This is a genomic window from Arsukibacterium perlucidum DSM 18276, from assembly GCF_000382165.1.
GTDB lineage: Bacteria > Pseudomonadota > Gammaproteobacteria > Enterobacterales > Alteromonadaceae > Alishewanella > Alishewanella perlucidum.
The window spans coordinates 188950-209355 of sequence record NZ_KB907702.1 but is presented as its reverse complement, the minus strand read 5'-3'; the positions used below and the strand labels follow the sequence as shown (position 1 = coordinate 209355).

The window sequence follows — 20406 nt, the reverse complement described above, 5'->3', positions numbered from 1 at the left end:
ATGAACAAATTAACGTTATTAACTTCCAGTTTAGTGTTAGCAGCGAGCTTCAGTATTTTCTCACTGCCGGCAACTGCGCAGGATTTAACTGCAGCTGACCGTGAGCGGATTGAAGCGCGTAAAAATGCGAAAACGACGTTGCCCGGAGAGCGGGTAGGTCGGGTAATCACTAAAGCGCTTGAGTTATACAACGAAGAGAAGCTCGACGAAGCTATTGCAGTGCTTATCGATGCAAATCCGAGTGGCGATTTCGACAAGGCATTTCTATACCGGTTTCTCGGTAATATTTATGCCTTTAAAGATATGCCTCAGGCGATAAAGTATCTGGAACTGGCAGTAAAGCCCGATGTACTCGGTTTTAGCGATCAATCTGCGGCGTTAAAGTTGCTTGCTGATTTGCAAATCCAGGAAAGCAAATTTAAAGCTGCGATTGAAAGCTACCGCCGCTGGATGCGTTTTACCGGTGAAAACGATCCTGATGCCTATTTCCGTATTGCCCAAGCTCACTACCAGATAGGCGAGTTTGATAAAGCTATTACGGCAGCAGATAACGCTATTCGTTTCTCTGATAAACCTAACAAAACTCATTATTTGACAAAGATGGGTTCGTTTTACGAGCTTAAACGTTATCCGGAAACGGTTGCCACAGTAGAAGTCATGGTGCAGCTATTCCCTGAGGAAAAAACTTACTGGATTTATCTGGGGAACTTTTACACTCTGGTTGAAGACTACAGCAAGTCGTTAAGTGCCTTTCAAATTGCCTACTCTCAAGGTTTTTTGGAAAAAGAGTCTGAGTTTAAAGCGCTTGGCCAAATGTATGCGAATAATAATATTCCATACAAAGCCGCTACCATTTATGAGAAGTACGTTAAAAGTGGTCAGATCAAAAAAGATCGGACTATGCTGACGGCAATTGCTTCGAATTTCCAGGCGGCTCGTGAGTTTAGTAAGGCTGCTGAGTACTATGGCGAGCTTGCTAAGATGACCAACGAGGCTGATGCTTACCGCCGCCAGGGCATGGCGTTAATGTCTGTCCAGCGTTATTCAGATGCGATTACTGCCTTTAATGCAGCCTTAAGCAGAGATGCCGACCGGCCGGGTAGTATTCATCTGAACATTCTGGAAGCATACTTCTATCAGGGTAAACTGAAAGAAGCCTATGCTGCGTTGCAGGAAGCTAAGAAAGATCCTTCATCGTCCAGACAAGTTCGTAGTTGGGACTCGTACATAAAAGATCGTGCTAAAACTAAAGGTATCAGCCTTTAATTCCGGTACTTGAAAAAAGCCCGCTATATGCGGGCTTTTTTGTTTTTAGATCAGAGCGTTATACGTGCTTAATGATCAGGTTCAGTGTTTCGTAAGTCATGTAAGCGGTATTTATCGATAAGTGCATATAAGGTTGGCCGGGTGATCCCCAGTAAATCTGCGGTTTTAGATAAATTGGTATTGGCTACCGCGTAAGCATGACGAATGGCCTGAGTTTCTGCCAGCTCGCGTACTTTACGAAGCGTATCGAGTTTATTGTGGTTGTTACCATTTAAGCCAAGATCAGCTGCATCAATAAGTTTGTTATCAGCCAGGATTACCGCTGATTTTAGTTTATTTTGCAGCTCGCGAATGTTTCCGGGCCAGCTATGCAGCAACATGGCCTGAATGGCATTGTCGGTAAAGCCATGAATTTGCGAATGGTACTCCTTATTAAACTTATGCAGTAATGCCTTAGCAATGATAATAATATCGTGACCACGCTCCCGTAATGGCGGGATAGTAAGGGTAATTTCACTGATCCTATAATAGAGATCTTCCCGGAATGTCTGGCTTGCGACCATTTCTGCCAGATTACGGTGAGTGGCGCATATTACTCTGACATCTGCTTCAATTTCCTGCCGGCCACCAATCCTTTCAATAACCCGTTCCTGCAGAAACCTTAGCATTTTTGCTTGCAGACTAACTGGCATATCACCAATTTCATCCAATAATAAGGTACCGCCATTAGCACACTCAATTTTACCCAGGGTTGTTTTATTGGCTCCGGTAAAGGCGCCTTTTTCATAGCCGAATAACTCACTTTCTAACAGGTTTTCTGGTATCGAAGCACAGTTAATGGCGACAAAGGGTTTAGTTGCCCGCGGGCTTTGCTTATGGATAGCCCGGGCGAACACTTCTTTACCAGTGCCGCTTTCACCCAACAACAGGGTAGTAATTTCGGTTGGTGCAATTTTTTCGACGGTACGACAGGCTCTAATCATAGCGTCGCTGTTGCCAATGATGTCCAGCTGAGCGCTACTACTAGCCTTTAAGGCCTGGTTTTCCTGCTCCAGCTCGGTAAGCTTAAAAGCACGCTGAATAATAATATTCAGCACGTCGGCATCTATTGGTTTTTGGTAGTAATCGTAAGCGCCTAAGGCAACCGCTTTAAGGGCATGTTCGTTATCAGTATTACCGGTAAGCACTATAACCTTACATTCTGGCAGCGCAGCCAGAATTTCAGCCAGACATGCCAGGCCCTCTGAGGCATTAGCAGGGTCTGGTGGTAAGCCTAAATCCAGGGTAACGACCGCCGGCTCAAAACGCCTGAGCTGGGTCATGGCACTGGCTTTGTCATCAGCAAACACCAACTCGTAGTCACTTAGGCTCCATTTTAATTGTTTTTGGATACCAATGTCGTCTTCAACGACCAGTACAGTTTTCATATTACGTTCCTTGTATGACTGTTTCTTTGCGCTCAGCTAAGCTGAGCGGCGATTTTAACGGAAGTAGCAGCGTAAAAGTAGACCCCTGACCGGGTGTGCTACTGACAATAAGCTGGCCACCTTGTTGTTCGACGAAATGCAGTGCATCGTGGGCGCCAATACCCATACCAGCATTACCTTTAGTAGAGTCGAACGCCTTAAACAGTCGATTTTGAATAAACTCTTCACTCATACCGCATCCGGTATCAGCGATAACCAATTGTAGTTTATCTTGCTTCTCATCCACAGTGACCGTTACGGTACCATGCATTTCGGTGGCATGCTGAGCATTATCAATAAGGTGAAATAACACACTGCTAAAACGATCTTTGTCGATAAAAATTGTGCAGTCCTGTTTAATATCCAGTATCGGCATTGGTGTTCGAACAGCACAGCGGTTGTCAATAACATCCTGCACTAGCCGACCGACTGAAATAAGACTGTCGGTTTGTTGTTCGGGCCTTTTGTTGGTCAACTGACTGAGCATGTTTTGTAAGCGCTGCTGCATCGCAGCCAGGGTACTGAAGCTGTCGTCAACGAACTCCGGGTTATTGCGGTGTTTAGCTGCATTTTTTAAAATCAGGTCGATTTGCGCCTTTACGTTTTTCAAATCATGCACTACAAAAGCTGACATTCTGCTAAACGCAATAAACTGGGCATTTTCACTTAACGTCTGGCTGGCCTGCATTAACAGCAGCTGACTGGATATTTGCTCAGAAACTATGGTCAGAAAGTCTCTTAACTCCCAGTTTAAACTGAGTTTATTCACTTTTGGGGCATTCATTAAACATAGCCCCCAAAGTTTTCCTTTGGCATGAATTGGAATAATAAGCTGAATATCCAAAAGCTGTGATGTCACATGCTCCTGCACAAAGGGATCAGTGCGATCTGACAGGTCAACCAGCCAACTGCGGTTACTGAAGTGCTGTTGATAGGCCGAAATCAACCGGCGCTCATCGGGATTTAATTCAGGGCGGTCATGCAAAACCAATGTACTTATATTGTTGGCTTTAAAGCTGATAATCGCTCCGCGACTGTAGCCAATACTACTTAACCAGGCCTGTAACAAACTTTTATAATGATCCTCGGGCTGGGTAATATCTATTTTCTGTAAAGCCCGGGTAAGCAATAACCATTTTTCACGGTAATCAAATTTATTGGCAAAAAAGTTCTTTTCGATAAAAACTTTAAGTTTTCTTCTGAGGGTACCGGATAACATCAAGTAGATCAGGGCAGCGATACCCAGTATTACAAAGGTTGCCTGAATTAGATTTGACCAGTTACCACCAAAGTAGCGAATATAAAAACCGGTAATTGCCAATAAACATAGATAAACACCTGCCCCCAGTACTAATGAACTTTGCAACACTATATCCCGCGAAATATAGACGTTTATGCCCCAGGCTTTAATCCGACGCACGGCAATAATCATCAAGGGAAGCATGGCACAGTAGACGAAGCCCCGGGCAAACCAGATTTGATCGTCTATTCTGCCAAATAATGCCGATTCAGCCAGCAGGGCGAAATCGTACATGGTGGTAATGGTCAGAGCCAACACCAGAGGCTTATACTGCCATTTTGCATCGCCTGAGCGTCGATACAGCGCTTCAAGCAACGCCAGTTGCAAAATGCAAATTGCCAGATTGCCGGTAAACATATTACTGGCGCTGAGCACAGTGCTGGCGGAAATGAAAATCCAACTACCGATTACAATGAGTAAGCCATAAACATGTGGCTGCCGGATGAATTGGCTGACGCTATTATTTGCCTTACTAAGTGCTGCTAACAAAAACAGTAGTAACATGGCGTTTTTACCGTTTTCAAGCAGGTGGGAGCTGAGGGTGGTAAAAGGTAATGCGCCAGTCCAGCTGTAATAGGCTGCCCAGCAAAAGCTGGCAACTGACAGCCCCAGTAACAGGTATTTTGGCAGATTGGTTACTTTAGTGGTAAGTAGCAAACCGAAGAAAAACAGATAGGCCACGGCAGCAAGCATAAAGCCAATTTTGTCCAGACCAAAGCTTAAAACGTTATCCATTAGCGAAAGCCTGCTTAGTCTGGCTGCTGCATTAAATCTAGCAGGTGCCTGGCTGGAATAGCATAACTGATACCACTTGGGTCGCTTAGTACTGCTTCCCTGCTGGTTTTAATATAAACCTGGTTAATAATGCCGATTACCTCGCCATTAGCAGGGTTATATACAGCGCTGCCACTATTGCCCGGATAGGCAACGGCATCAAGTTGATATACCAGATAGGGCTTGTCTAGCTGCCTTAACATTGCAGTCTGTAAGTTGCGGGCGTTATCTACCGGAATTGCGATAGGTGTTTGTGCTGCAACAATGCCGGTGTGGGTAGCAGGGTATAACCCCAGCACCTGAGTAATAGGAAAGCCGGTAAACGCAATAGACGAGCCCTCTGCGATTAACGGTGCTTTGCTAACAGTTAATGCGGGTAATGTCTCGGCTATGCTTAACAACGCTAAGTCATGGGCTGGTGCATGCTTTTGTTGTTGAATTGGGTGTACTTTAAATACCGTACCGCGACCTGACAATACAACATATTGTTCCAGCTTGCTGTCATCCAGCGGATTAGCAACAACATGATAGTTTGTGACAACGCGGTTGCCGGGGCTAACCACAAAACCGCTGCCAATCAGTCTGATCCGTGGTGAGCCGGTTGGATTAGCAATACCAATAGCGACCACTGAAGGTTTAATTTTTTGCAGAGTTTCAACAAGTTCAGTTGTATGGGCTGGATAACTAAATAGTAATAAAATGCTCAAAACATAAATGTGCTTAACCATAGCAATAGTACTTTCCCTTTCCTTAGTGAACCTTGTCATACTAGCGTATTTGTTTACAAATTGCTCTAGCCGATGCTGGAATCTTACTGATATTAGCCCATACTGAAGCAGAACTTAACATTAAGCTGATAAGGTTGCAGATGCCTAAAGAAATTGTGCCGATATTATCTGGCGGTGGCACTCGTTTAGCTTGTTACATTGGTATTTTAAAAGCGTTGCAGGAACAGCAACTAACCTTCAGGCATTTAGTCGGGGTATCTGGTGGCAGTATCGTGGCTGCCTTGTATGCCGCAGGCTGGAGTTTAAGCCAGATGCATGAGCTGGCAATGACTACAGACTTTCGCCAGTTCAGGGGGTTGTCACTGACTAAATTAATTCGCTTAGGTGGCCTGAGCGACGGTAATGCCTTTGAATCATGGCTTGACCATTTACTTAAGGGCAAACGTTTTGCAGATTTAGAGCTGGATTTACATGTACTGGCTACAGATATTCAGGGTGGTGGCCCGGTTATTTTTAACCGGCAGCTAACCCCTGAACTTAAAGTGTCACAAGCTATCCGGTTCTCGATGTCAATTCCATTGTTCTTTGCTTTTAAGCGCTTTAAAAATCATGTTATGACCGACGGTGTAATTTTATCTGAAGACGCCTTACACCGTGATTGGTCTGGCCAGGGTCTACCGCTGGTTTGTTTTCGCCTGAAAAGCGAGGCAGACAGTAAACCAGTGGTTACCAGTAGATATTTCCCTGTATTGTCATATGTTTACATGTTAATTCAAACATTTATGAATGCGATATCGCGGGAGTATGTTCATGCTGAATATTGGCATAATACCATTGTTGTTAACACCGGACTGATATCTTCAGTTAACTTTGATATGACACTGGACCAAAAGCAATGGTTATATGATGTAGGATATCAAACGGCTGCAGAAATTGTGCCGGTTAAATTGGCAGAATTATTTGTTTAAGCAATTATTAAATAACTCTTTCCTGCCAAAGGTGCTAATCTGACTATATAACATTGCTGGCGTTTTAGCCGTATATTGCCACAGGATCATCTACACTTATCTGACATTCGGTTCGCTACCAGACAGTACCAATCTTTAATGTCTGATGTCAGTAGGTTATCTCTGGTAATCTGCAGTAACATAGCTATAAAAAACAGGTTAAGAGGGGTCTATGAGACGGCTTAAATCTCTGGCAGATAAACCCATTATTGGTGGTATGGTAAAAAAAGCTATGGCTGGCCTTGCCAGTAATGATGCTAAGACCATTTCTGCTCATTTTTCCAAATATTTGCGGCCTCAAATTGCTAATACCGACGGGCTTCGGCATGAGGTTTATCGTCTACGCCATCAGGTATACTGTGAAGAGTTACATTTCGAAGATATCAAAGAAGGATATGAAGAGTCCGACGAATTTGATAACCGCTCTATTCACTGTTTTATCAGACATCTTAATTCAAACGCGTTGGCTGGTACGGTACGGTTAATTACCTCAGCCAAAGATGATGAACTACTTCCCATTGAAAAATTTTGTTCGCATGCCATCGAAGACAACGATTTCGCACCCTGGAATTTCCCCCGGGAAAGTATCTGCGAAATTTCCCGGCTGGCAGTGCCTGAAAATTTCCGGAAGCGGGCAGTCGATCAGTTTAAAGGTGCAGCAACAGGTGCTTTCAACGAAAAAGCGTATTCTGAAAGTGAATTACGCTGTTTTCCCTATATAGCGGTATGTTTATATATGTCAGCCGCGGCTATGGGATTTCATTCTAACCGTTTTCACGGTTATGTGATGATGGAACCAAGGTTGGCCAGAAGCTTGAGTTTTATTGGCATTAATTTTAAACAGCTTGGTAAACCTGTTGAATACCATGGCAAAAGAGCCGCTTACTATATTAATTCCGATATGTTCAGAACCAGTATTTCTGCAGGTTTCACCCGGTTGCTGCATTCGATTGAGCAGGATCTGTTTGAACAGGATAAAGGCGATGGCGATAACCGTTTTGGGATTAATTTTGCCGGAAAACTGGGATTAAGCTATTGAATACCTCGTCTGGTGAAGATAATTTTGCCGCTGTCGTCACTATACTAACGCAGAACCTCAGTACCGCCAGCCAGGTGTTAGCAACAGCCGCAGAATTGGCAGCATACCAGCTTAATTGTGAAGGCAACATTGGTCAGACCAGAATAGTGGTGAGTATAGGTAATCAACAAGATATTTATACAGTACTTAAGCTGGCCTCTGACCATAAAACAACTAAAGTCGCTTTTTCGGTTCATCCTTTAAGCACCGGTCGTAATTGGGGCTACTCTTCTGCCTGCGCCAATGACCGCAACGCCGTTATTCTTGATCTTTCCAGGTTAAACCAGATTAAGTGTGACGATGAGACTCTGGGTATTTTTACGGTGCAACCAGGGGTCACTCAACAAGATTTACGTGATTATCTTAATCGACATCAACTGAAGTTTATGGTGCCGGTAACCGGTGCGGGACCTGGTTGCAGTATTCTGGGTAATGCCCTGGAACGGGGCTATGGTATTACCCCCTACACCGACCACTTTGCAGCTGTAAATAGCATGAAAGGGGTATTAGCAGACGGTACCAGATTTCGTTCAGCCGTAGCTGAATTAGATGAAACCGAAGATAAATTTGTAGATAAAACCTATAAATATGGTCTGGGGCCTTATCTGGATGGCTTATGGACTCAAAGTAACCTGGCAGTGGTAACCGAAATCAGCTTGCGGTTAAAAGCTGAACCGGAGGCATTTAGTGCCTTCTATTTACAGTTTGCCAGTGAGCATCAGTTTGAACAGGCGCAACAACTGGTATTTACCATTTTGCAGAAGCTGGAGGGGGTAGTAGGCTCGGTTAATATTATGGATCAGCGTCGGGTAACCGCGATGTTGGCGGCTAACCCGAACGGGCCTGCAGTGCATAAGGTGATGACAGAGCAGCAGGTTGCCAAGCTTGCCAAAGATTATGATATTCCGGCCTGGACAATCGCTGGTACCTTGTATGGCCAGAAATCTGTTGTTAAAGCGGCCAGAGCTGAGGTTAAACGTTTTACCGCAGGCCAGTGCAGCAAAATGTTATTCTCAGATAGCTGGCTGATCAATATTGGCCGGGTTGTAATGCAACTGCTTCCTGCAGCCATACTTAAAACGCAGCGCAAAATGTTAAGTTCGCTGGATGGTGGCATTGAAATAATGCGGGGTTATCCTAACCAGGTAGCATTGCCGCTGGCATATTGGCGCAACCCAGCCATTCAGCCGGCAAAAGAGCGGGCGCTTAATCCGGCAGCCGATGGCTGTGGTTTACTGTGGTATGCGCCGCTGGTGCCAATGAAAAGTGAAGTTATGCGGCGTTTTATAGCTCATGTCAGAACGGTTTGTCCAAAACACGGCATTGAACCGATGATTACCTTTACCAGTTTAAAGCACGATACTGTCGACAGCACTATTCCAATTGTGTTTAACCGGGCAGATCCTGCCGCTGTTGCTCAGGCGCACGCTTGTCTGGATGAGTTAGTAAGCGAGGGTTTAAAGCAGGGCTGGGTGCCATACCGACTTAATCTGGCGCAACAAGCCAGTTTACTAAAGGCAGATCAGCCATTCTGGCAAATAAGTGGCAAAATTAAACAGGCATTAGATCCGGATAATATTATCAGCCCCGGCAGGTATCAGCCGGGATACCAGGCCACTAAGCCTGATCCACAGCCATAAAAAAACCTCCTTAAAGGAGGTTTTTTAACAGCTATAGCTGCTTATGCTTTACGACGACGGCGTGACAATGCACCCATGCCCAGCAAACCTAAGCCCAGAATAGCCAGTGAAGCTGGTTCAGGCACAGTTACGGCGTTCAAAATTACGTTGTCTGGCGTAATAAAAGAACCAAACTGTGAAGTAACCCGCGCATCAGCACCGTAACGCTGTGAATTTAAATCAAAATTACCAAAAGCTGCACCGCCTGTTGCGTCCAGAAATGTGCTACCCATACCCAGAATTATTTCGTCAAAAATTATCGAATTAGTTACAGGGTTAAAGGCGATAGTGGCATTAGCAATCAGACTTGGACCAAAGCCCAAATTCGGAACCAATGACAGCCACAGGTTGCCGTCAGTCGCAGTAGCAGGATTAGCGGTGTCAAAGTCTGGGGTGTTGTCTACCCACAAATTAGCGAAACCGCCACTAAATTCAAAAGCGACATCAATTACCCAGCCGGTAGATGATTCAGGTGCAAAAAAACCGGCATTGGTAGGGGTTCCGGCAACAATACTTGTTGCAGTAAAACCACCAAACTCAAAGGTTAACTCGCATCCTACGCAAAACTCTGACTCGTTATTACCATTGATAGAACCAATACGGCCCCAGCCTGATAAGGTGTCACCAGGGTTACTGATAATGCTCTGGGTAAAAAAGTTGGTATCCGCAGCAAAGCTCAAAGGATCAGTAGGGTCCCAGGTTACGCCGTTAATATTAACGGGTGCTGCTGAAGCGGCAAAAGTAGACAAAGCAAATACTGATGCGCCTAAGAAAGTGGTTAACGTTTTCATACTTCATTCCTTGTAGTTACTACGATAATTCGCAACTTGCATCTATTTATGCATTTACTGTGCCTAATTTGTGTTTATTTTAACATCATGAAAAGTAAGGATAATTTTAAAGCCGGGTGGGGCATCAGTTTATTCATGTAAAAATAACTGACAAAAAAGCCGGCTTGCCCCGGCTGTCTTGTAAAAGCAGTGTCAGTTATCCTGACACTGCTATTGTTGCATGGTCAGGCTAGCAAGCCGAACCAGTCGTTTTTGCCCTAATGGTTATTGTTCTAGTTTCTGTTGCAATACTTTGGCCCGCTCCAGAAACTTAACATTGTCGGTTTTTATTGCGGCCAGAACTTTACCGGCCTGTTGCTGCTCGCCATTGTTAATCAGCGCCTGTGCCAGATTTAGCTGCACTTCGGCATGCCCCGGCCGTATTGCCAGCGATTGCTCAAACTGAGCCTTTGCTGCAACATGCTTACCTTGCTCAAGCAGCACTCTGCCGTAAGTGTCCAGTACATCCGGATGATTGCCGTTAATTTTTAACGCTTGCTCAGCATAGGTTTTGGCATCTGCTACTTTGCCAACTTCTAAAAGCACCCAGGCATAATTATTTAAGGCAATAAGATTGTCCGGTGCTTGTTGGACAATTTCAGCGTAAACGGTAACGGCTTTATTAACATCATCTTCTATCAGTAAATTGGCATAGAAGGCATGTAAATCAGTACTGTTTTTGCCGTGTTTGGCAAAATGCTCTTCAATAAACGAAACGGCTCTGCGATAAGAAATATCTTTAGCGTAAGCGCCGGCTATTGCAATAGCTGTTGCAGCATGCGGCGTTATATTGTAAGACGTATTCAGCGTTTCCAGGCCAGGACTAATTTGTTTATTTAAAATTTGAATACGGCCCTTGTGATACAACATTTCGGCACTGTTTGCTATTTCTGCGGGCAGCAGTTCATAGGTTGCCAGCGCGCCTTGCTGATCGCCGTTTTCAGATTGTGCAGCAATTTTAGTCCGCAGTAACACCGGCTCTTTCGGATGAACCTTAAGCTGCTTATCTAATACCACTATCGCATCTTTATAACGCCGGGCGTTAGCCAGTAAGTTTGAATACGCTAAACCGGCCCGAATGTTTTTCTCATCGCTGTTATACCAACGCTCTGCCAGGGCAAGTGCCAGATCAGTCTGATTCGTTCTTACATATGCATTTACCATCAGATTATAAAATGCCGGAGTAAACTGCTGCTGAGTATCACTGATAGGTTTCAGGATACTGACTACTTCAGCAAAGTTATTCCGGCTCTGATACAGGTTGGCCAGTAACATCCGGATCTGATTATTATCGGGGTGAGCTTTATGCGAGCGTTCAACAACATCAAGTGCTACCTGAGGGGTACCTTGTTGTTGCATCGAGCTGAAATAAGCAATTAGTGCCGGTATATAATCAGACCGAAGTTCAAGCGCCCGGGTTAATAACTCATCGCTTTTGGCAATATCTTTTTCGTCCCGGGCCACGGCAGCCAGCATGTACAGGGTGAAAACACTGTCACTGTCGGCTTTTTGTGCTTCGGCCAGCATTAACTTGCCGTTTTCTAAATCCTGCTGCAATAAATAGGTCAGGGCTTTCAGGTTGTAACCTGCGTTACGGGTTTCTGCAGTTTTCAGCCATTCATCTGCCAGCTCTGCAGCCTTGTCAAATTGCTTCTGTCGGATATAACTGCCCGCCAGTACCAGGCGGGTATCATGTAAGCCGGGATCCATCATTAACGCTTGTTCAAGGTTTTTAATGCCTTCAGCATTGCGATCAGGCAAGCCCAGTTTCAGGCTACCTAAAGTACTTAATGACTGGCCATCCTGCGGTACAACCATATTTTCATATCGACTGATAATTTCAGCTGCCAGGCTTTCATCACCCTGGCTAATTAACTGAAAAGCAGTACCGGCAACTAACGATAAATCTTGCTCAGTAAATTTCGCATCACTTAAACTGCTGGCTGCATCGGCGGTGGCACCGGCACGCAGCTGTAACAGCGAGTATAAGCGTTGCGCAGGCGGGTAGGTGTGTAAACTGTTTTTAACCGCACTGAGGTGAGTAAGGGCCTGCTGTTCCAGGCCAAGCTGGTAACTGACGATACCTGCCAGCACCCGGCTTGGTGTATTGGTAAAGCGGGCACTAATGGCCTTGTCGATATGCTCTTTTGCTTTAGCATAATCCTGTTTCTGATATTCGATAGTTGCTTTTAAGTAATTGCTAAGGCCATGGTCTGGGGCCCGTTGCAGAATAAAGCTGAGTTGTTTATCGGCTTCGGCAAATTGTTGCTGCTGCACATAAGTTTGTGCCAGCACCAGCCGCACTTTTAATGCAGATGGCACCTGCTCAATATACCTGGTCAAATTAGCAATGGCACTGTCTGTTTGTTTATCAAACAATTGCAGCTGAGCGGTTAGCAATAATGCTTCTTTGGCTATCAGGCTGTCTGTTGCCACCTGCTGCACACTGCTAAGGGCAGCGCCAATAGTCCGGGCATTTAACAGTAACGCGGCTTCAGCATAGGCGGCTAAATCCGGGTACTCACTATTCACCAGCTGATCAAAAATAACTACCGCGTTTTCAGCTGCACCCAGTTCTACCTCTGCCAGTGCCCGGTAAAACTTCAGATAGTGTTCGGTTTTGGCGCTCAGGTTGCCAGTTTCGCTAAACAAACTTAATACATTTTGGTAGTTTTCAGCCAGAAAACTGGTTTGAATAACTTCTACGGCAATTGTCTCTGGATCTGCGCCGTTCCGCAGGGCGCGTTCGTATTCTTTTTCGGCAGAAACCACATCACCGGTTTGCAAATAAACTCTGGCCAGCAGCAAGCGGTAATCAATATTTTCCGGCGCCTGAGCAATAGCAGATTTAAGTTCAATCACAGCCGCGTTGTATTGGTTGCTTTGGCTGAATTTTAACGCATCCTGATAATGCTCAGCGGCGTCTTTGCCGCTGCAGCCGCTAAGCGCGGCTAACAGAAGTACGGCTGTTAATGAGATTTTTTTCATGGTACTACACTCCCTTGTGTCGAAAATCAGTGTCGAAAATTCATTATTGAACGCTCAGTATCGAAAGCTCAGGCGGTGACAAGCCTGGTTGGGTAAACCCACAGCCAAATTTTTTGATGCTTAACCAAAAATACCCCTGGTATCAATTACCACTTTAGTAGTTACATCAGCTGGTTGTAAGGTCTTAAACTGTTTATGGTCTACCAGCACCACTAAAATATTTGCTTTCTCCAGTGCCTGATTCAGGGTGGTGAGTTCAGCCTTGTAACCAGCCAGTTTAGCAGGTAGTTGCTTAATATTTGGTTCTACTAATAAAATTTCCCCAATATTTTCACTTAACAGCTTTTTCGCGATATCCAGCGCCGGGCTTTCGCGTAAGTCATCAATGTCTGCTTTAAACGCTAACCCCAGACAGGCAATCACCGGTTTTTTAAACTGATCTGCAGCTTGTCTTATTTTTTCAATCACATATAAAGGCTTATTGTCATTAATTTCCCGGGCTTTGCGAATAATTTGCGCCTGCTCAGGCGCCGAGTCGACAATAAACCAGGGATCAACTGCGATACAATGACCGCCTACACCCGGGCCCGGGCTTAAAATATTAACCCGTGGGTGGCGGTTCGCCAGCTTTATCAATTCCCAGACATTAATCTTTAAGGTGTCACAAATAACCGACAACTCGTTAGCAAAAGCAATATTGACATCACGAAAGGCGTTTTCAGTTAATTTGGCCATTTCAGCGGTACGTGCTGTGGTACGCAGGCATTCGCCCCGCACAAACAACTGATACAGTTCAATGGCACGCTCAGCACAGCGCGGCGTAATACCACCGATAATCCGGTCGTTACTTACTAACTCTTGCAGTACCCGGCCTGGTAGTACCCGCTCCGGACAATGCGCTACAAACAAATCGGCTTGCTCACCTTCAGTGTGGGGTAATTTTAAATCGGGGCGCAGTTCAGCCAGCCACTGGGAAATTTGTTCAGTAGTGCCTACCGGCGACGTCGACTCCAATACAATTAAATTACCCTTTACCAGCACCGGCGCAATAGTTTCCAGGGCGGCTTTAATATAACTGAGGTCAGGGCTTTTGTTTTCTTTAAACGGCGTCGGCACCGCTATCATAAAAGCATCAGCTGGCTCAGGGCTGAGTGATGCCTTAAGTTTACCGGTGGTAACAGCTGCCTGTACCAGCATATCTAAATCGGGTTCGACAATATGCACCTTACCCTGATTAATAGTGTTAACAGCGTGCTCAGACACATCAACACCTAATACTTCAACACCACGGGAGGCAATAACGGCTGCAGTAGGCAATCCGATATAACCTAAGCCAATCACAGATACCCGGTTAAATGGCAACATAGTTAATCCTGTTAAAAATGAACTCAGGGTTCAGGCAGCTTGTTTTTCAGCAACGAAAGCACTTAACCGGCCAAACGTCTCAAAAATTTCTGCAGAAATTTCATCATCGTCAAACTCAATGCCAAGTTGATCTTCCAGTTCAGTAATAACGGCGATAATTGCCATAGAATCAAATTCGGCAATGGCACCCAGCAGCGGGGTGTCAGCGCTGAAATCTTTATCTATTTGTAGTACAGTGCGTAAAATATCGGCGAGTAGTTGTTGATTGGGCATAAACAGCGTCCTTTTAATACCTATATCCTGGGTGAGGTTAACCGGTCAGCCTGCTGCTTGCACACTGAAATTAATATCAACCTCATTTTTCTATCGGTTTCTTGATAAAACTGATTTATTATTGCACACAAAGGGATTAAAAGTGAAAGGTCTAGAGGACATAATGGCCAAAAATCTATATCAACTGCTGCAACACGCTCAACAAGCATTTCCTCAGCACACTGCGCTGTACTTTAAGGACAAAAGCTTAAGCTACCCTGAACTGTATAAGCAGGTTAATGCCGTTGCCAATAATCTGCAGCAGCAGGGGGTAAAGCGTTACGATCGGGTAGCGGTTTATTTACCCAAGCAATTTGAAACTATTTATACCATCTGGGGCGCCAATGCTTGCGGTGCGGTGTTTGTGCCGGTTAATCCGGCGCTGAAGCCGGTCCAGGTGCAGCATATTCTGCAGGATTGTAATGTCAGGGTGCTGGTTACCAGTAAAGACAGATTAGCATCTCTTGCTGAAGTGCTGGCCGATTGCCCTGATTTACACACTATTTTATTAACAGATGAAGCTGATGCCGGCCAGGTAGCGGCGCATTTAGCGGTTAAACCGTTAATGCCGGCCAACAATAAACCTGATGACAATGGGGCGCCGGATGAGCATTATACCCAGCAGCACAAACCGCATAGCGGCGCAGTTACTGACAGTGATATGGCAGCAATTCTTTATACGTCGGGCAGCACCGGTAAGCCGAAAGGCGTGGTGTTGTCGCAACGTAATATGCTGGTAGGGGCCAGCAGCGTAGCTAGTTATCTGCAAAACCACTCAGATGATGTCATCCTGGCGTTGCTGCCGTTAAGTTTTGATTACGGTTTAAGCCAGTTAACCACTGCTTTTTTAACCGGCGCCAGTGTGGTACTTCTGGATTTCTTCCTGGTACAGGATGTGGTAAGAGCGGTAGCCCGGCACAAGGTAACCGGTATTGCTGCGGTGCCGCCGTTATGGGCGCAACTTGCCAAAGCTAAATGGCCTGATGGTAGCAGCGACAGCGTGCGCTATTTAACCAACTCCGGTGGCGCTATGCCGCAGGCGCTGCTGAGCCAGCTGCAGAGTATCTTTAGCAATGCTGAACCTTATCTGATGTACGGTTTAACCGAAGCCTTTCGTTCAACCTATTTGCCGCCGGCAGATTTAGCCCGTAAACCCGGCTCTATGGGCAAGGCTATTCCTAATGCTGAAATCCTGGTCGTGCGCGAAGATGGCAGCTTATGCGGGCCAAATGAGCCGGGTGAATTAGTGCACCGCGGCCCTCTGGTAAGCCTGGGTTACTGGAACTCACCTGAGAAAACGGCCGAGCGTTTTAAGTTCGACCCGATGACCCCAGCCGGCATTCAGTTAACCAGCCCGGCGGTGTGGTCAGGCGATACGGTTAAAGCTGATGAAGAAGGCTACTTATATTTTATTGGCCGGCGCGATGAAATGATTAAAACCTCTGGTTACCGGGTCAGCCCTACTGAAGTAGAAGAAGCCATCTATCGCTTAGATCCGGCACTGGTCGATGTAGCAGCAATGGGAATATACGATGGCGTCGATCAGGCTATTTTAGTAGTGGTAGCAACGTCGGGGTCAGATCCAGATGTTAACAGCTGGCAAACTCAGTTAAAGCGTAGCTTACCGAATTTTATGCAGCCAAAAACAATTTTAGTGCTTGATAGCTTGCCGAAAAATGCCAACGGCAAAATTGACCGCAAATCGCTGGCCAGCCAATATCAGGATTACTTTCTTGCCAGTAATAACAGCATGACAGGAGCGTCAGCATGACCACTACTCGCACAAGCGATACTAACCCGAGCAACGCCAGTGCGAGCAACACCAGCACGAGCAATACCATCTCTAACAATAATAGTGCACCGCAACATGAGTTAATGAGCCAGTTCAGGGTAGAGCAGGGCGAGTTAGTCGCTGCAGGTTACACCATGGCTGAAATAAGCCAGTTATTGGCCCGCCCGGCGTTTTATGTCTACGATCGCACTATTATCGAGCAGCAGGTTGCCAGCTTTCGCCAGCATATTCCCAATCGGATAAAGCTGCATTATGCGGTCAAGGCTAATCCGTACTGGCCAGTGGTACAACATTTAAAGCCGTTGGTCGATGGCTTCGATGTGGCATCGCAAAAAGAAATGTTGCTGGCGTTACAAAGTGGTATGCCGGTAGCCGACATTAGTTTTGCCGGGCCCGGTAAGGGCGACGCTGAATTATTGGCAGCAATCATTGCCGGGGTTACCCTGAATGTGGAATCACTTGGTGAATTACAACGTATTTGTCAGCTTGGTGCGCAAACCGCAAACACGCCTCAGGTGGCGCTGCGGGTTAATCCGGCGTTTGAGTTAAAAGCCTCGGGTATGAAAATGGCCGGTGGTGCCAAACCCTTTGGTATCGATGAAGAGCTGGTGCTGGAAACCCTGGCTAAAATTGCAGATATGCCGGTTAAGCTGCGTGGTTTTCATATTTTCTGTGGTTCGCAAAACCTGAAAGCAGAAGCCTTAATTGAAGCGCACCAGCATACCTTTGCCCTGGCAGCTAAGTTGGTGGCAGCTTGTCCATACCGGCCAGAGATGATTAACCTGGGCGGTGGTTTTGGTATTCCTTATTTTGCCGGTGAGCGCCGGTTGAATTTAGCGCCGGTAGGTGAGTCGCTGCAAAGTTTATTGCAACAGTACGATCAACAGCTGGCTGATATCGAACTGGTTATTGAACTGGGTCGCTATCTGGTGGCCGAGGCGGGCTTGTATGCTTGTCAGGTAGTCGATAAAAAGCAGTCCCGAGGCACTACTTATCTGGTGTGTAACGGTGGTTTACATCACCATCTGGCAAACTCAGGCAATTTTGGCCAGGTTATCCGGAAAAACTATCCGGTAGCAATAGCTAACCGCTTTAGCCAGAGTGAGACTGAGCTGGTAACCGTAGTCGGGCCATTGTGCACCCCACTGGATATTTTAGCCGACCGCATGGTGCTGCCAAAGGCTGAGGTTGGTGACTGGGTGGTGGTGTATCAGTCCGGTGCCTACGGCCCCACCGCCAGCCCACAGGATTTCCTGGGGCATCCCAATGTGGCTGAGATATTACTCTGAAAGCAGCCGGTCAGTGCTAACTCGCGCCATTAGCACTGATCTCCTGACAAACTGAATACCGGCAGGGAGGTAGCTTGAAAAATATACTGAAAAAAGCCCTGACAGGCTTGCTCGGCGACTATGAAATTTACTGGGTGTATCGCAAAGACATTGCCTGTGCGACTAATGAACCACAGCTGCCACCGGCCATAAGCTGCAAGCAGTTGTCCGAAGAGGATCTGCTTAGTGTGGATGCTTTTTTCAGCAGGCAAAACAACTACCTGGGCGAGCAGGCAGTTGGTTACGGTTTGTATGCTAATGACGAGTTAGTCAGTGTTTGTTTTTATTGGTTTGGTGAACGTTATAAACAGCGGAATTTTATCAGGTTGCCGCAGGCAGCGGCGAAACTGGTACAAATTATTACCGCGACTGAGCAGCAAGGCAAAGGCTATGCTGCAATGCTGCTAAGCCAGTCAGCCTTAGCGATGCAGCAAAAAGGGTTTCAGCAGTTGTTTGCCAGGGTATGGCACAACAATCATCCTTCCAATGCTATTTTCAGAAAAAATCAGTGGCAGCGCCTGCATTTAAGGATAAGAATATTCCCGTTGGGGCGTGGTCTGACTTTTTCGTTACCATTTTAACTCACTGCCAATTGGTCCCGGGCTAGTTGTCTTTTTTTAGGATCTTTTTAGCCAGTTTAATTATCGCCTCCACTGCATAATGACAAAACACAGCGACAATACTTTTTAGGCTTTTACGGAAAAAGAAAACATCGGCGCAAAGCTTGGTGTCGGTTGCAAAATATTTTTTATGGGGTGATTCACCTTCGGTAAAGTCAAACAGCGTAAACTTATCTTCCGCAAATATCCGCTCCAGAGCCAGCCACTGCAGCACTGTGCCAGCTGACATTTGGGTGTAGTCGGGATGGTAACCCAGGTAAGAGTATAACAATACGCCGTTTTTTACAGGGCAATACAAGTAGGCAGCTGCCTTGCCGTCGATAAACAGAATATAAGCCCTGAGATTATCATTGCTTGCAAGCTCAATGCTTTTTGTCAGGAAATCCTCGTCTGAGGGTAACCCGGCATCCAGTAGTTTTTCCTGATAAGTTAGCTGCGAGAGCGGCAGGGCAATATCAAAAAATGGTTTGATATCAGCTGCTGCACGGTATTCCCGAAAATCGACTTCTCCGTCTTTTTTACACTTGTTGATCTTACGCTTGATCGTCGACAGGCTTTTAGAGGAAAACTTTTTCTTGTATTCGTCAAAGCTGGTGTTCAGATTGATATAACAGTGATTGTAAAAATGGGGGATATAGCGAATTAACTTGCCAATTTTCAGCTTCTGCGTTGGCTGACTGATTTTCTTATCTTTAAATAAAAAACCGTCAGAATCAGGTGCTGGTTTAGCTGGCTCTGTCACAGGGCTGTTGCCGGTTTCAACAGAGGAAATAAAGTCATGCAATACGTTGAGCCTGAAGTTAAAACAGAGCAATTCCCGTAATCCCACCCGGATTTTAAACTTATAATTTTTGATTTCAGCTGTCATTTATACTGTTCCGTGTAGGGTTAAAACCGTGCCTGAATTAGCCGGGTTATTTTTGCAACTGCTCTGTGCAGGCTATAGTTAACGCCAAGCTTTACCAGCGGTTTAGCTGTGGGTAAATCAGCATCTGTGTTAATAATTTCATTAAAAAGCTTGCAGCGAAACTTATCCTGATTGGCGGCAATAAATGCCACTAATTTAACCAGCGTCGCAATATTGCCGGGGTCTTTTCTGCGGCGTGAGCCATCTAACAGTTCTGCACTGTGCGACAAAATCACAAAATCGCTATGTCCGGCCTGGTATGATTTAAGCAGCAACGAACGTAACTCTTTAAAGGTACAGGCAGCTAACTGGCTATGCCTGAGTGTATTATTATGGGTTTTGTATACCGTCATTGGTATTTCAGTAACGTCTGCTTGTCTGAAGCGAGCATTGGCAGCATGACATTCTTCAGTAAAGCCATTATCAGGGCTTGGCATGGATGGGTTATAGCTTGAATCCAGCGCTATACCGGCCTGGCTGAGCGCCGCCAGTGTAGCGGTGTTTGCCGCAAAACTGCCCGCTCTGAATGCGCTAATCTTGCAGTCAGTAACCGATGCCAGAATATCTCTGGCTGCGGTTATAATCTGGTATTGTTCCTGCTGGCTAAATTGGCTAAGCAGGTAGCGTTCACTAAAATCAATTCCTTTAAAGTCGGGTGTGGCGTGCTTTAACCATTCAGGGTGAGCATGTAGTTGTATTTCATTACCACGCTTGCGGCATATATCAACAATCTGGCGTAAATAGCCCGTTCCGGCAGCTTTAGTAAATAAAGGCTCAACAAAGCAGACTGCAGTTAAACCTGCGTCGTTAATAATATCTAACTGGTATTGCAAGCCGTAATTGCCGTTTGCGGTTTTGCCCAGAATATAGGTATCAAAAGCGTTGCTCAGGGCATCCGGCCCTAGCTGCCAGCCCGGACTCCATAGCTCTACATCAATTGTCAGGTATACATTTAGCATCCGTGGC

The 20406-nt window shown here is 45.8% G+C and carries 16 protein-coding genes; 7 read left to right on the top strand and 9 right to left on the bottom strand.

Going from position 1 to position 20406, the window contains the following annotated elements; all coding sequences use genetic code 11:
- Entirely contained in the window at positions 1-1266 is a 1266-nt protein-coding gene (locus H141_RS0102480) for a tetratricopeptide repeat protein (RefSeq protein WP_019674661.1), read from the top strand.
- A 68-nt stretch (positions 1267-1334) separates the two neighbouring features.
- Here the strand turns inward: H141_RS0102480 and prsR are convergent, their stop codons facing one another.
- Genes prsR through H141_RS0102465 form a run of 3 tightly spaced genes read right to left on the bottom strand, consistent with a single transcriptional unit; the run spans position 1335 to position 5513 of the window.
- Complete coding sequence (gene prsR / locus H141_RS0102475; protein WP_019674660.1) at positions 1335-2693, bottom strand: PEP-CTERM-box response regulator transcription factor; 1359 nt, start codon at positions 2691-2693, stop codon at positions 1335-1337.
- A 1-nt stretch (position 2694) separates the two neighbouring features.
- On the bottom strand, positions 2695-4767 hold the full coding sequence (gene prsK, locus H141_RS0102470; protein ID WP_019674659.1) for an XrtA/PEP-CTERM system histidine kinase PrsK: 2073 nt from the start codon (positions 4765-4767) through the stop codon (positions 2695-2697).
- A gap of 14 nt (positions 4768-4781) precedes the next feature.
- The gene (locus H141_RS0102465; RefSeq protein WP_240473079.1) at positions 4782-5513 is read right to left on the bottom strand and encodes a S1 family peptidase; all 732 of its coding nucleotides are present in this window, start codon (positions 5511-5513) and stop codon (positions 4782-4784) included.
- A 161-nt stretch (positions 5514-5674) separates the two neighbouring features.
- On the opposite strand from H141_RS0102465, the gene H141_RS0102460 reads away from it, so the two are divergent.
- The 3 genes from H141_RS0102460 to H141_RS0102450 all read left to right on the top strand — a co-directional run bounded on the left by H141_RS0102460 (position 5675) and on the right by H141_RS0102450 (position 9259).
- The gene (locus H141_RS0102460; protein WP_019674657.1) at positions 5675-6502 is read left to right on the top strand and encodes a patatin-like phospholipase family protein; all 828 of its coding nucleotides are present in this window, start codon (positions 5675-5677) and stop codon (positions 6500-6502) included.
- A 211-nt stretch (positions 6503-6713) separates the two neighbouring features.
- On the top strand, positions 6714-7580 hold the full coding sequence (locus tag H141_RS0102455) for a PEP-CTERM/exosortase system-associated acyltransferase (RefSeq protein WP_019674656.1): 867 nt from the start codon (positions 6714-6716) through the stop codon (positions 7578-7580).
- Complete coding sequence (locus H141_RS0102450; RefSeq protein WP_019674655.1) at positions 7577-9259, top strand: FAD-binding oxidoreductase; 1683 nt, start codon at positions 7577-7579, stop codon at positions 9257-9259. The genes H141_RS0102455 and H141_RS0102450 overlap by 4 nt, the downstream gene beginning before the upstream one ends.
- A gap of 41 nt (positions 9260-9300) precedes the next feature.
- On the opposite strand, the gene H141_RS0102445 is transcribed toward H141_RS0102450, so the two are convergent.
- The 4 genes from H141_RS0102445 to H141_RS0102425 all read right to left on the bottom strand — a co-directional run bounded on the left by H141_RS0102445 (position 9301) and on the right by H141_RS0102425 (position 14754).
- Positions 9301-10089 (bottom strand): PEP-CTERM sorting domain-containing protein, encoded by a 789-nt coding sequence (locus tag H141_RS0102445; protein ID WP_019674654.1) that lies wholly within the window; start codon positions 10087-10089, stop codon positions 9301-9303.
- 264 nt (positions 10090-10353) lie between these two features.
- On the bottom strand, positions 10354-13116 hold the full coding sequence (prsT, locus tag H141_RS19750; RefSeq protein ID WP_019674652.1) for an XrtA/PEP-CTERM system TPR-repeat protein PrsT: 2763 nt from the start codon (positions 13114-13116) through the stop codon (positions 10354-10356).
- Between the two features lie 120 nt (positions 13117-13236).
- Complete coding sequence (gene wecC, locus H141_RS0102430) at positions 13237-14481, bottom strand: UDP-N-acetyl-D-mannosamine dehydrogenase (protein ID WP_019674651.1); 1245 nt, start codon at positions 14479-14481, stop codon at positions 13237-13239.
- Between the two features lie 30 nt (positions 14482-14511).
- Positions 14512-14754 carry an acyl carrier protein gene (locus H141_RS0102425; RefSeq protein WP_019674650.1) on the bottom strand — a complete coding sequence of 81 codons (243 nt, stop codon included), beginning with the start codon at positions 14752-14754 and terminating at the stop codon, positions 14512-14514.
- A 163-nt stretch (positions 14755-14917) separates the two neighbouring features.
- On the opposite strand from H141_RS0102425, the gene H141_RS0102420 reads away from it, so the two are divergent.
- From H141_RS0102420 to H141_RS0102410, 3 genes are all read left to right on the top strand, one after another.
- Complete coding sequence (locus H141_RS0102420; RefSeq protein WP_019674649.1) at positions 14918-16564, top strand: acyl-CoA ligase (AMP-forming), exosortase A system-associated; 1647 nt, start codon at positions 14918-14920, stop codon at positions 16562-16564.
- Positions 16565-16668: 104 nt separating this feature from the next.
- Positions 16669-17874: a pyridoxal-dependent decarboxylase, exosortase A system-associated gene (locus H141_RS0102415; protein ID WP_157610696.1), complete on the top strand. Its 1206-nt coding sequence runs from the start codon at positions 16669-16671 to the stop codon at positions 17872-17874.
- A gap of 74 nt (positions 17875-17948) precedes the next feature.
- The gene (locus H141_RS0102410) at positions 17949-18494 is read left to right on the top strand and encodes a GNAT family N-acetyltransferase (RefSeq protein WP_019674647.1); all 546 of its coding nucleotides are present in this window, start codon (positions 17949-17951) and stop codon (positions 18492-18494) included.
- Positions 18495-18516: 22 nt separating this feature from the next.
- Here the strand turns inward: H141_RS0102410 and H141_RS19745 are convergent, their stop codons facing one another.
- The gene (locus tag H141_RS19745) at positions 18517-19401 is read right to left on the bottom strand and encodes a GNAT family N-acetyltransferase (RefSeq protein ID WP_019674646.1); all 885 of its coding nucleotides are present in this window, start codon (positions 19399-19401) and stop codon (positions 18517-18519) included.
- A gap of 20 nt (positions 19402-19421) precedes the next feature.
- A complete protein-coding gene (locus H141_RS19740) occupies positions 19422-20399 on the bottom strand; it encodes a polysaccharide deacetylase family protein (protein ID WP_019674645.1) in 978 nt (325 codons plus the stop codon).
- Positions 20400-20406 lie beyond the last annotated feature (7 nt).